The 13,379-nt window shown below is 59.9% G+C and carries 9 protein-coding genes; 2 read left to right on the forward strand and 7 right to left on the reverse strand.

What is annotated here, in order from left to right:
* Positions 1-2 precede the first annotated feature (2 nt).
* From algG to yaaA, 7 genes are all read right to left on the reverse strand, one after another.
* Positions 3-1,571, reverse strand: coding sequence for a mannuronan 5-epimerase AlgG (gene algG / locus PspS35_RS05570; RefSeq protein WP_159933086.1), 1,569 nt, complete (start codon positions 1,569-1,571; stop codon positions 3-5).
* Positions 1,571-3,058, reverse strand: a complete 1,488-nt coding sequence (locus tag PspS35_RS05575; RefSeq protein ID WP_159933087.1) for an alginate export family protein — start codon at positions 3,056-3,058, stop codon at positions 1,571-1,573. The genes algG and PspS35_RS05575 overlap by 1 nt, the downstream gene beginning before the upstream one ends.
* Positions 3,055-4,479: an alginate biosynthesis TPR repeat lipoprotein AlgK gene (algK, locus tag PspS35_RS05580; RefSeq protein ID WP_159937986.1), complete on the reverse strand. Its 1,425-nt coding sequence runs from the start codon at positions 4,477-4,479 to the stop codon at positions 3,055-3,057. Before algK ends, PspS35_RS05575 begins: the two co-directional genes overlap by 4 nt.
* Positions 4,480-4,589: 110 nt before the next feature.
* On the reverse strand, positions 4,590-5,756 hold the full coding sequence (locus PspS35_RS05585; RefSeq protein ID WP_159933088.1) for an alginate biosynthesis protein Alg44: 1,167 nt from the start codon (positions 5,754-5,756) through the stop codon (positions 4,590-4,592).
* A gap of 36 nt (positions 5,757-5,792) precedes the next feature.
* Positions 5,793-7,274: a mannuronan synthase gene (gene alg8, locus PspS35_RS05590; RefSeq protein ID WP_122755618.1), complete on the reverse strand. Its 1,482-nt coding sequence runs from the start codon at positions 7,272-7,274 to the stop codon at positions 5,793-5,795.
* Between the two features lie 82 nt (positions 7,275-7,356).
* Positions 7,357-8,673, reverse strand: coding sequence for a nucleotide sugar dehydrogenase (locus PspS35_RS05595; RefSeq protein WP_159933089.1), 1,317 nt, complete (start codon positions 8,671-8,673; stop codon positions 7,357-7,359).
* Between the two features lie 888 nt (positions 8,674-9,561).
* Positions 9,562-10,341 carry a peroxide stress protein YaaA gene (yaaA, locus tag PspS35_RS05600; protein ID WP_159933090.1) on the reverse strand — a complete coding sequence of 260 codons (780 nt, stop codon included), beginning with the start codon at positions 10,339-10,341 and terminating at the stop codon, positions 9,562-9,564.
* Positions 10,342-10,460: 119 nt separating this feature from the next.
* On the opposite strand from yaaA, the gene PspS35_RS05605 reads away from it, so the two are divergent.
* Together PspS35_RS05605 and PspS35_RS05610 are read left to right on the forward strand one after the other, a co-directional pair.
* Positions 10,461-11,585, forward strand: coding sequence for a polysaccharide deacetylase family protein (locus PspS35_RS05605; protein WP_159933091.1), 1,125 nt, complete (start codon positions 10,461-10,463; stop codon positions 11,583-11,585).
* Positions 11,586-11,931: 346 nt separating this feature from the next.
* Entirely contained in the window at positions 11,932-13,326 is a 1,395-nt protein-coding gene (locus PspS35_RS05610; protein WP_032886372.1) for a PhoH family protein, read from the forward strand.
* Positions 13,327-13,379: the final 53 nt, after the last annotated feature.

Below are 13,379 nucleotides of genomic sequence, written 5' to 3' on the forward strand. Positions count from 1 at the left end.
CCTCAGTCCTGCATTTCGGTCTGGCGTTCGACAGGGTCGATCAGCACGGCTTTCTGCTGGCGCACCAGCAGGTCGAGAATTTCTTCCTGGCGTTCGCCAAGGACGCCGGAGAAGCTGATGCCACTGGATTTGGTCGGCGCCAGCATCGACACGCGGTACAGCTCGATACTCAGTGGCGAGTCGATGGACAGCGGCCCGCTGCCGTTACCGGCCAGTTCACCGCCGACCACGATCAGCGAGACCTTGGCGTCGAACGGGTCGAGGGCGATGTCGCGGTCGGTGTCGGTTAGATCCTTGATGTGGCCATACACGCCGGTCAGGCCGTTGGCCATCGAGGTGTTTTCGTAGAGCTTGATGTTCACGCTGTTACGCACCCGAATGCCGTGGCGACGGTTGCTGATCACCTTGTTGCCCCACAGCAGGTTGTCGCCGCTCTCATAGAGGGTGATGCCGTCGGTGTGGTTGCGGTAGAACTCGTTGTCGGCCACCACGTTGTTGACACTGTTACGGTCGAGCACCAGGCCCGAGAGCTTGTTGTCGTAGCTGCGGTTATTGAAGATGAAGCTGTCGTTCACTTCCCGGGAAATGATGATGCCGTGCTTCTTCTTGGTGCCGTAGACGGTGTTGTCCGCGATGATCAGGCCGTGGGAACGGTCGTGGGGGTCAATGCCGTAGACGATGTTGTCCTTGTAGGTATTGCCCTTGATCACAAAGCCCGTGGTCTCGTAGCAGTAGAAGCCGTACCACATGTCCGAGAACTCGGAGTCGATGATCCAGCCGGTCGGTTCCGCGCGCTTGAGCACCTTGGCCATGTTCGGCGTGTACTGGGAAATACTCACCCCGTACGACTTACTGTTGGCGTAGCCGAAACTGGCCATCTTGGTCTTGGAGATGTATGTCTCGGTGCCGCCCCAGGCCAGCAGGAACGGGCGGAACTCCTTGGGCGACTTGAACAGCGCCGGGCCATTGGCCTTTTCGTCCCAACCGGTGATTTTGGTGTCACGCACAAATAGCTGGCCGTCGTTGATCAGGAACGAACCGGCCTGCTGGGACAGGCGCAGTTCCTGGGTCTTTTTATCGATGTCCAAGATGCCCTTGCGCCCGACCACGATGGGCAACTTGGCCAGGAATACGCCCGGCGAGGTTTCGCTGAAGTACTGCTTGGGCACCTTGCCCAAGAGGTCCTTGAGGTTCATGTAGCCGTCGTCGACGAAGATGGCCTGGGGAATGCCGTGCTGGCGCACCACCCATTCGGCCATCTTGTTGTCGCCGCCGATAAAGTCCTTGAGGGCGTCTTCCTGCATCATGCGCCGGATGCTGATTTTGCCGGGCTTGCTGCGCACGATCTTCTTTTCCATCGCGGCGGCGGTGTAGCCCGACAGGTCCGGCAGGGTCGGCTTGGCCATTTCCAGCGGCGCGGTGGGCGGGCTGGAAATGGTGTAGGTCTTGGCCTGTTGCAGTTCCTTGGCGATGGTCGGCGCCTTGGCCGGCGTGTCGGCCAGGGCCGAGGCGCTGGCCAGCAGCATGGCCGCGACGAGCAGGCTTTGAGGATTCATGGCGCAGGCTCCCATCAGAATTTCCAGACCACGTCGACAAAGGCGCGGTGCATGTAGGAGTCGACTTTGCTGCCATACGCGTCGCCCGGCTTGAACACGCCGGCACGCAAACGCACCAGGGCCGAGGGTTCGTCAACCGACTGGCTGAGCGCGGCCGGCAGCAGGCCTTTCTTGAAGTACTTGGTGACGACCAGGTCCATCTCCTGACCCAGGTCTTTCTTGCCATCTTCCAGCGGCAGCGAGGTGCTGGACACGATTGCGCCGGTCACGTCATCGGTGTTGTTCTGCACCGCATCGATACCATTGCTGCCCACGGCCTTGTTGCCGTCGACGCGCCAGAACTTGTGGTACACCAGGCTGGCGTCGTAGTCCTCGCGCAGCTGCCAGGAACCGAACAGGCTCATGGACTGCATGTTGTTCATTTCGCCGCGAAACGCTTCGCCGAAGCGGTGCACGCGCGACTGGGTGCCGGTCCAGTTCGAACGGTTGCTTTGCAGGCCGTTCTGCTCGTACTCGGCGCTGGCGCGCGAATAGGCCGCACCGACTTGCCACTGCGGGTCCAGACGCAGGCGGATACCCAGGTCAGTGGCCCAGCCACTCACGTCATCGCTGCGCTTGGCTTGGTCGGGGCTCGAACCGTCGGACTTCAACGCGTTGACCTTGTCGCGATCGCCGCGCATGCCGGTGACGCTGGCCCAGTAGTTGACGGTGTTGGTGTTGCGCCAGTTGTAGGCGTCGCTGTTGGCTTCGATGCCGAGCCAGGTCAGGTCGCCGTTTTCGCGCTTGTCCAACGAATCGGTGGCCACGCCCGGTTCCGGATAGTCGAGCTTGCCGTTGTCATGGGTGTGATGACCGCGCAGGCCGATCCACTGCCCCGGCGTCCACTGGTAGGCGGCGTCGGCGTAGAGGTGCTGGCGGTCCTTGTCGACGGGCGACAACTCCTTGAGGTCGGTGCGGTATTCGCTGAAGCGTTCGGCGACGCCCACATTGGCCTTGAGCAGCGTGGTGTCGAAGGTCCAGTTCAGCGCTTCGATGTTGGTGTCGCGCCATTGGCCGTCGTCATTGCGCAGGCGTTGGCGACCGAGCTTGAGGATCTCACCAGGGTAGGGCGTGAAGCCGCTGTAGCCGACCCAGAACTCGCGCATCGCCAAGTAGTTTTTCTTGGTCTTGCGATCGTTGTTGGTGGTTTGCTGGTTTTCGTCATCGGCCGATTGTTGCAGGGTGTCGGTTTCGATGATGTCGCTGGAGGCAACCGCCTGGCCCATCGCATAAGCGCTCCAGTTGCCGCTTTCACCGTAGATCCACGGGCGCAGGTCGATACCGACGCCGTTGACGTCGCCGCCTTTTTGCGTGCCCAGGTCGCGGTCATCTTCGGACTGGCCGGTGATTTTCACTTCCAGGCCGAAGTTCTTGGCTTCGGTCAGCGCGGCCAGGGTCGGGCACGACCACAGCAGGGCGAAGGTCAGGCCAATGCCGGCCTTGACGAATGGGTTGAGCTTCATAGGGATTCCTCGCCGTCGTCTTCTTCATCCAGGGCGTGCAGTTGCAACGTGCTCTGGGCCAGGGTGCCGCGGGTGGCCAGTTCCTGTTGCACCAGGCGTTGGCCCTGGGCGCGTTGTTCAGGCGTCAGAGGCGCTTCGAGCTGGGTGGCCAGCTCAACGGCTTCCGGGGTGTCCTGGGCTTTGGCCAATTGGCTGAAGACGTAGGCGTTCAATGGGTCGGGCTTGGTGCCCTTGCCTTGGGAAAACAGTTGGGCGATGGCGAAGTCGGCGCTGTTCTGGCCGTTGCGCGCAGCGGTCAGCAAGTGGTCCAGGGCTCTTTGCGGATAGACCTTGCCGAGGTAGCCACGGCGATAGATCTGGCCGAGGTAGTAATCGGCAGCGACTTCCTTGCCCACGGCTTTTTCGAAATGCGCTTCGGCGGCCTTGGCATCTGCCGGGACCCACTTGCCTTCGTAGTAGAGCTTGCCCAAGAGCAATTCGGCGCGGGGCTGGTCGGCGGCGCGGCCGTTGTCGAGGTACTTCATCATCTGGTCGACGTCACCCAGCTCCGGGAAGTCGTAGAGCAGTTGTGCCAGGCTGACCCAGGACGCCGGGTAGCCAGGGGCGATTTTTTCCAGCAGGGCCTGGGCGGTTTTTTCGTCTGGGGTGCCAAGGGTGGCGTCGCCGAGCACGCGAGCGACGCTGTCGACGCGTTGGGCGGTGACGGTGCCACGGCTATAGCCAGCTTCCATCTGCTTGAGCAATTCGGCCTGTTTTTCCGGCGCGGCTTGCTTCTGGTAGACCGTGGCCAGTTCGACGTAGCAGATATCGGTGGTGTTCAGCGCGGCTTTGCAGATGCGCTCCACATCATCCAAGTGCTGGTCGTAGGTGTCCTGGGTGCGATACAGCAGCACCTGGGCCAGGCCGGCTTCCGGATAACCGGCGGCCTGCCACTTACTGATCTGCTGCTGGGCGTTCACATTCGGGAAGCTGTGCGGGTATTGCAGGTACAGCATCGCCAGCGGGATCAGGGTGTTGCCTTCGCCATTGGCAAAGGCTTTTTTCAGCAGGCCTTCGGCTTCATGGTGTTCGGCTTCGGTGGAGCCAGGCTTGGCCACCAGCAGGCGACCGAGGCGAGCCTGGGCACGCGGCGAGGTGTCCGCCGCTGCACGGTAAGTGGCTTCGGCCTGTTTGATCTGCGCCGGGTCGCGGGTGCCTACCTGGATATCGGCCAGGCCCACCTGGGCCTCGCTGTAACCCAGGTCTGCCAGTTGCTGGTAGTTGTGCTGCGCGGTGACAGTGTCGCCACGCTTGAGCGCTTCATTGGCCAGGCGTTGGTCGGGCAGGCCGGCGCAACCGGCCAGGCTGACCGCAAGGGCCAGCGCGCAATAGGCCGAGGCGAAGTGCGATCTGCTTTGTGTGTGAGCTGGCTTGCCTGCGATGGCATCGGCGCGGTGTAACGGATGTACCGAGTCGCCTGCATCGCGGGCAAGCCCGGCTCCCACATGGGTCGGTGTTGTTATTGATATAGGGTTCACAGGCATGTCCTCGCTTACAGACCGTGAGCCATGGCTTTGTCGATCAGCCAGTTCAGCGATGGGCCACGGTCGCTGGTGACTTCCACCGGGCGGCCGGCGAAAGCGCTGTCCAGCGGTGCATCCGGCTTGATCTGTACGCGGATGTCGGAGGACAGGTCGGCGCTGTTCAGGCTGGTGCTGCTGACAATGGTGCCGGTGCGCACTTGTTCTTCGTCGGCGACCTGAAAGCTCACAGGCGTACCTGGGCGCACGTCGCCGAACTGGCGATAGGTGAAGCGCGCTTCCACATTGGCCGCGGCGCCACGTGGCACCAGTTGGAAGATCACATCGCCTTTGCTGGCGTACTGACCGTCGGCGACCATTTGCTGGGCGACCACGCAATCGCACGGCGAGGTCAGGGTGCCGGTCATTTGCTTGCCGAACAGTTCTTCAACCTTGGCCGGTTGCAGTTGGTCTTCGTCCAGGTGGCCTTTGAGCACATCGAGCATGCTGGTGCTGAAGGTCGCCAGCGGCGCGCCTTTGGCGGCAATCGCGTCACCTTTGAGCAGGCTTTGCACGGTGCCGTCGCGCGGCATCGTCACGTTCATGCCGGGCACACTCACCAGGCCGGCCTGGGCATGGCTGACGAAGTACATGCCGTACACCGACTTGAAGACAAACCCGAACGCCGCCAGACCAACGATGAAGATACCGGCACTGAACACCACGGCGCGCAGGCGACCGAACGCGGTCATGCCGCTGCCGCCGTCCTTGACCTTGCGTGCCTTGGTGAAGTTGTCGCGTTGCAGGGTGGCCAGCACGTCGCCCATGGACACGATGTCGCCGGACAAGTGCGACGTGATCAGGTGGCGCAGGGTCGAGATATCCTGTGGCTCCAGGTTCTGGAACTGGCAACCGGTGCGCCCGCTCTGGCGGTCGTAGGAGCGAATCTGCAACTCGACGTCCATCGCCAGGCCGAGGTTATCGATCACGAACTGCAGGCGGCCCTTGTGCACTTCGCCAACGTTCAGCGGTTGGGTCGCAGTGAATGCCAGGCCGCCGGCGGAAAGGTCGATCACCCGCGCTTCGGTGGGTTTGCCGTCATTGCCGAAAAAGCGCAGCTTGGCCGGGATTTTGACCCGTGCGTGTTGGCGCTGGGCTTCGGATTCGTGGACAACGTTGACGTTTGCTTGGCTATTCATCAGGTGTATTCCTAAGTTAATTCAGGCTTGGCAGGTTCAGACCATCATCAGCAAAACGGCGACGAAGATGCTGCCGGCGGAGAAGGTCATGGTCCGAGACGACCAGGTGTTGAACCAACGTTGAAAGCTGGCCAAATCGCGGGTCAGTTTGGTGTCCTGGCGGGTCCAGGACTGTTGATCAAGGCGGAAGAACACGTAGATCTTCACCAGCGCGCCCATGATCTGGTTGTAATAGAGAATCGCCGGGTAAGCCGGGCCGATCTTGTGGCCGGAGCACGACAGCAGCAGCGTAAGGATCAGGCGGGTGATGCCGATCCACAGCAGGTACGCGAGGATGAACGCACCGCCGTATTTGAAGGTGGCAATGATCGCCACGGTCAGGCCGAGCAGTGAGGTCCACATCGATACGCGCTGGTCGAACAGCACCACGCTGGTGAACAGGCCGAGGCGGCGTACGCCCAGGCCCAGGGCGCGGGAGTTCTGGCGCAGGTTGTTGCCGTACCAGCGGAACATCAGCTTGCGGCTGGCCTTGATGAAGCTCTTTTCCGGCGGGTGTTCCACGGTGTTGATCGCGGCGTCGGGCACGTAGAAGGTGTCGTAGCCCAGGCGCATCAGGCTGAACCAGCTCGACTTGTCGTCGCCGGTGAGAAACTTGAAGCGGCCCAGGCGCCAGTGTTGCAGCGAGTCGCTTTCCACATCGGCGATAAAGCCCGGGTCGGTGACGACGCTGGCGCGGAACACCGACATGCGACCGGTCATGGTCAGCACGCGCTTGGACAGGGCCATGGAACACATGTTGATGTGGCGCTGGGCGAAGCGCAGTTTGTGCCACTCGCTCATGATGTAGCCGCCACGCACTTCGCAAAATTCGTTGGTGGTCAGGCCACCGACGTTGCCGAATAGCTGGAACCAGGGGACGGTCTTGCGTACCACGCCTTCGGCGAGCACGGTGTCGCCATCGATCACCGCCACGACGGCGCGGTCGTCCGGCAGGTGGCGGGAGATGGCGCGGAAACCGAAGGCCAGGCCGTCACGCTTGCCGGTACCGGCGATGCGCACGAAGTCGAGCTTGACGTGCTCCGGCGGGTTCATTTTTTCCCAGAGGCTCTTGACCAGCAGCTCATCGGACATTTCCACCAGCGAGCAGACCACGGTGGTGGGGAAGCCGCATTCGATGGCTTCGCGAATCACCGAGCTGTAGACCTGCGCGGTGGTCAGCGCATCGATCCGGAAACTGGTAACCATCAGGAACACATGGGATGGGTCGGCGGCCTTGCCCAGCTTGCGCACTTTACGGCGCAGGTGCGGGTAGACCACGTACAAAAACAGCATGCCGCGAAAGAAATGCGTAGCACCCATCGAGTAGCGCCAGATGCCGACGGCGCCAATCAGGAAAATAAAATTCTTCGACTCGGAGTCGAACGTACTCGCCGGCAACAGCAGGGCGAGACCCATCAGCAGGCTCAGAAAGAACAGCCAGCCGGCGGATTGGAGCAGTACGTGTTTTAACTTGGACATAAGCGTCATCCGAAGGTGAAGAAGGCTCCGGCTGCACCTGCTGGGGATCAGCACAGGTGCAGCGCGAAACTTGCCGTTGCTGTTACCAGCAAATGCCTTCGGTGCGACCGGTCGTGCAGGTCGCCTTGGACATGAAGCCCACCAGGTCGATCACTTGCTTGCCGTGCGGTGCGTTCTGCGCCAGGGCGCGGAATTTCTCGTCACGGTTGCCGAGGATGATCACGTCGGAGTTGTTGATCACGTCGTCGAAGTCCGAGTTGAGCAGGGACGACACGTGCGGGATCTTGCCTTCGATGTAGTCCTTGTTCGCACCGTGGACACGGGCGTACTCGACGTTGCTGTCGTAGATGCTCAGGTCGAAGCCCTTGCCGATCAGCATTTCGGCCAGTTCTACCAGCGGGCTTTCGCGCAGGTCGTCGGTGCCGGCCTTGAAGCTCAGGCCCAGCAGGGCGACTTTGCGCTTGTCGTGGCTGGAAACGATGTCGAAGGCGTTCTGCACCTGGGACTCGTTGCTGCGCATCAGCGAGTTGAGCAGCGGTGCTTCCACGTCCAGGGTGCTGGCGCGGTAGGTAAGGGCGCGCACGTCTTTGGGCAGGCACGAGCCGCCGAAGGCGAAGCCTGGGCGCATGTAGTACTGGGACAGGTTGAGGGTCTTGTCCTGGCAGACCACTTCCATCACTTCACGACCATCGACGCCGACGGCCTTGGCGATGTTGCCGATCTCGTTGGCGAAGGTCACCTTGGTGGCGTGCCACACGTTGCAGGTGTACTTGATCATCTCGGCAACGGCGATGTCCTTGCGGATGATCGGTGCGTCGAGTTCTTCGTACAGCGACTGCAGGACATCGCCGGAGGCTTTGTCGAACTCGCCGATAACGGTCATCGGTGGCAGGTCGTAGTCGGCGATGGCGGTGGATTCACGCAGGAATTCCGGGTTGACCGCGACACCGAAGTCGACGCCGGCTTTCTTGCCGGAGCAGTCTTCGAGGATCGGGATCACCACGTTGGCCACGGTGCCTGGCAGCACGGTGCTGCGCACGACGACGGTGTGACGGGTGGCTTTGTCACGCAGGACAAAACCGATCTCGCGGCACACGGCTTCGATGTAGTCCAGTTCCAGGTCGCCGTTTTTCTTGCTCGGCGTGCCGACGCAGATCATCGACAGGTCGGTATCGCGGATGGCCTCGGCGAAGTTGGTGGTGCCGCGCAGTCGACCGGTTTCGATACCCTGGCTCAACAGCTCGCCCAGACCCGGCTCAACGATTGGCGATTTGCCTGCGTTGATCAGGTCGATCTTATCCTTGGAGATGTCTACACCGACCACTTCGTGGCCACGGGCAGACAGGCAACCGGCACACACCGCGCCAACGTAACCAAGACCAAATATGCTGATGCGCATCGCATTTACCTCTTTGTCATTCAAGACTGTGTTAAACATGCCAATTAATGGCCGGAGTTCATGTTTGCAAGCGTCACAAATGCCACGAAAGTTGGGCGAATAGACGCCGACTTACCGCGTACAGGCATGTTGAATAATGAGTGACTAACGATTGCACTCAAGTTGTGCGCAGCGGGGCCTTATTGTTGGAGCCTGCCCTCAAATGCAGCCGGCCTTCCTGGGAGAAGGGCCTGGCGCCAGTGCCTCAGGGATTTGATAGAGGCAGTAAGCCTTTAAATATCAATGCCTTGGGTTGTCTCACTGACCATTAGGGGAAGCTTAGCCTTGGCCTTATAGGGAGAAGCAAATCATCCTTGTCGCCGCTCTTAATTAATCGGTTGGCAATATGACCAATGAGTCAAAGTTTAATGTGACAACTTCGCTACTTCCGTTGATCGCCGTGTAAGTCATCTCCTACAGAAACGCAGAATTTCGTTACCGGTGGTATGAGCCGTGCTTTTGGATGAAGTTCCAGACCGCTTATCTTGAGCGTGGAAATTTCTTGAAATATTAGCCGAGATGGCACTGGTACTATATTGATAGCACTTGCTATTTGGGCCAGTAGTTGTAGGGAGTTGGCGCGAAGAGATAGTTTTGTGCCACTAGTGTTTAAAAAAAGTGGTGCCACTACGAAAAAAAACGACGAATGTCGAGTGAAAGAATTGTTAGAGATGCTTCAGGATATTTTTTGACGCCAATAAGTTGACGATCCGTGATGTGAAATCCAGACAAAAATGTGGGAGGGGGCTTGCCCCGATAGCGATGTGTCAGCCTCAACTTCTATGGCTGAACCACCACCATCGGGGGCAAGCCCCCTCCCACATTTGAAAATTTCTGCCTTCGAGAGCCTTATTCCGGTGCGTGATCGCGCAAAAACACCAGGTTGTCCGGTTTGGACTGCTCCGCGTTGAAGCGATAACCCTGCACATCGAACTGCTTGAGCTTGGCCGGATCGTTGATGCGCTCTTCAATCACGAAGCGGCTCATCATGCCCCGGGCTTTTTTCGCGTAGAAGCTGATGATTTTGTACTGGCCGTTCTTGAAGTCCCTGAACTCGGTATTGATGATCCGCGCGTTCAGGGCTGTGCGCTTGACCGCCGAGAAGTACTCGTTGGACGCCAGGTTGAGCAGCACGTCATCACCTTGCTCGGCCAGGGCTTCGTTGAGCCATTCGCTGATGCGCGTGCCCCAGAAGGCGTACAGGTCCTTGCCACGGGCGTTGGCCAGCTTGGTGCCCATCTCCAGGCGGTACGGCATCATCAGGTCCAGGGGGCGCAGCAGGCCGTACAGGCCCGAGAGCATGCGCAAGTGGTCCTGGGCGTAGCTGAAGTCGGCATCGCTGAGGGTGTCGGCGTTGAGGCCGGTGTACACGTCGCCCTTGAATGCGAGCAGGGCTTGCTTGGCATTCTCGGGGGTGAAGGCCGGGGTCCAACTGCCGAAGCGTGCGGCGTTGAGGCCGCCGATTTTGTCGGAAACGTGCATCAACTCACTGATTTGCGCCGGGCTCAGCTCGCGCAATTGCTCGATCAGTTCCTGGGAGTGGTCGAGGTATTGCGGCTGGGTGAAGCGTGGGGTGGCCGGTTTTGACTCGAAATCGAGGGTCTTGGCGGGGGAAATCACCGTCAGCATGAAGTCGTCTCCTGTAATCGTGGGGGGATTCTAGGGGCTGGGGCGGTTTGACTCCACCTATGATGGCGATAGGCGTGATCGGCTATAGTGCCCGACGACTCTGGAGAGGGAGACCCTGCGTGCGAATAGCGCTTTTGTTGTCGGCTTGCCTGCTGTGCCTGAATGCCCAGGCCGCGCCGGTGGACGTAGCCAGCCTGGACCGTGGCACCTGGCCCGAAAAACTCAGCAGCCCTGCGCTGTTCGATGTGGCTTCGCGCGCGGAAATCCTGATGTTCGCCCGCAGCCTGCAGGCCAGCGAGTCCTTGGATGACGCCGCGCTCAAACAGCGCCTGGGCTTGAAGATCATCAACCTGGCCGCCATCGACGACCTGCGCCGCCAGCTCTGGCAGCGCCTGCTGGAGAACTATACCTTCGCCCAGCAGAGTTGCGAGGTGGATGCCTCGTTCTGCTACCTGGTGGAAAACATGGACGACCTGCGCGAGCAGGCCGGCAAGCTGGAGGTCAGCGAAGATTCCTTCTATATAGGCTGGGCCGCCCCCAGCCATACCTTCCACGAACGCTACCTGGACGAACTGCTGCGCAAGGCTGCATTGTTCCCGCAGATCAGCAGCGAAGTCGCACGCTTTGGCGACCATGAGCGCAATGGCGACGAATTCAACGACCGCCTGTTCCTGCTCACCTTCGACGGTGGCCCGGCACCGGTCAGCGGCAATACCGACTGGCTCGCCGAGTACCTGCGCAAACAGAAGATGAGCGTCACATTCTTCGTCCTCGGCAGCAGCCTGCAAACCCGTGTGGAGCGCAGTTCCGCCGCCGAGGTGGAGGCGTTGTACCAGGGCCAGTGCGTTGGCACCCAGGGGTGGCAGTACCGTTCCCACAGCCATTGGGTGGACTGGCAAAGCTCCATCACTCGCAGTGCGTCGCTGGTGCAGAACCTGATGCCGGAAAACTACGTGCCACTGTTCCGCCCACCGTACGGGCAGCGCCGTGCGGACAGCCAGGGATTCTTTCAATCCCAGGGGTTGCAGGTGGCGTTGTGGGACATCGACTCCCAGGATGAGCCGGGCAAACTCAAGGCCGATGAGTCGATGCAGCGTGTGCTCACGCTGATGTTGCTGTGGCGCAAAGGGGTGATTGTGTTTCACGACACTCAGGACAAGGCGCGGGTGGCATTGCCTTTGTTGTTACAGGCAACGGCGCAGAGTGGCTTGGGGTGGCAGGACTGCCGGGAAGCATTTCGTTAAAAAGATGAAGTGCCCGGTTCTGTTGGGTTTAAGGCAAAAATGGCTATTTTTTTTCGACATTTCGATGCAGGCGGACTTCCGACTTTAACGGGGCGCATGGCACTCGGCTAGTGCTATTCGTCATCCTGAAAAATAAACTTCAAAAAAGCGTCAAAGTGCTTTTTCCTGTCATGTGTTTTGCGGTATCAAGAAGTCAGATCGCCGAAACCTGCAACACAGGTGGCGTCTTCCAAGACTCCTCAGGTGGGCACTGCACTTGACGTCACTCAGGTGCAGTCGGTGGTCGAATCGAGGCGCAGCACTGTCGTGGTATTGCGTCGACTGGCTCCCACAAAGGTGACCGAGTATGGATGATCATGGACGCACCCCTTCTTCCGACCAGCCAATCCTTTATGTGCTTGATACCAACGTATTGATCCACGATCCAAACGCACTGCTCAATTTCGAAGAACACCACGTCGCTATCCCGATGATCGTGCTGGAGGAACTCGACAAGCTCAAAAGCGGGCATCACAGCGTGGCTGCCGAATGCCGCCAGGCTATCCGCCTGATCGACAAGACCCTGGGTGAAGCCTCGCCGGAGGACGTTGAAGTCGGCGTGCCGATCCAGCGTGGCAAAAGTGGGCCCAAGGGCTTGCTGTCGATCCTGATGAGCAAGCGCAGCGAGCCCAACAGCCTGCTGCCGGAAAACCTCAATGACAACAAAATCATCAACCAATTGATCGACCTGCACGCGCGCGACAAGGACTTGCGCCTGGTGCTGGTGACCAAAGACATCAATATGCGCCTCAAGGCCCGAGCGTGTGGGATCGCGGCCGAGGACTACAGTACCGACCAACTGGTCGACGACGTGTCGATGCTGTCCCGTGGTTATCACACGGTGACGGGCTCGTTCTGGGACCTCGTCAGCAAGGTCGAAACCCGTCAGGACCACGGCCGCACCTGGCATCAGGTTCAATTGATCGACAATTTGCCGGCCGTGCATATCAATGAGTTCATCATCGACGAACAGGGTTTCGTGGGCTGGATCAAAGAGATCCAGGTCGACAAGCTGCTGATCCTCGACCTGCATCAGGAACCCCTGTTGCACCAGGAAGCCTGGGGCCTGAAACCGCGTGACATCTATCAGAGCCTGGCGCTGTACGCGTTGCTCGATCCGGACATCCACCTGGTCAACCTGACCGGCGCTGCGGGTTCCGGTAAAACCATCCTTGCCCTGGCTGCCGCCATCGAGCAGACCATGGTGACCAAGCGCTATCGCCGCATCATCGCCACCCGCAGTGTGCAGGGGCTGGACCAGGAAATCGGCTTCCTGCCCGGCACCGAAGCGGAAAAAATGGAACCCTGGTTGGGCGCGATCACCGATAACCTCGAAGCCTTGCACATGGATGACGAAAACACCCATGGCAGCGTCGATTACATCCTCAGCAAAGTGCCGTTGCAGTTCAAATCCCTCAACTACATCCGAGGTCGCAGCTTCCAGCAGAGCCTGATTTTGATCGATGAATGCCAGAACCTCACGCCGCACCAGATGAAAACCATCATCACCCGTGCCGGCGCCGGTTCCAAAGTGGTGTGCCTGGGCAACCTGGCGCAGATCGACACCCCTTACCTGTCCGCGACCAGCTCCGGGCTGACCTACCTGACGGAACGCTTCAAGGACTTCCCCAACGGCGTGCACATTGCGCTGCAAGGGGTACCACGCTCAATCCTGGCCGAATACGCAGAGTCGCATCTCTGAGGGGGAAGCTTTAAGCTGCAAGCCGCAAGCTGCAAGTGGATCGAGTGAGCTTT

Source organism: Pseudomonas sp. S35, assembly GCF_009866765.1.
Classification (GTDB): Bacteria; Pseudomonadota; Gammaproteobacteria; order Pseudomonadales; family Pseudomonadaceae; genus Aquipseudomonas.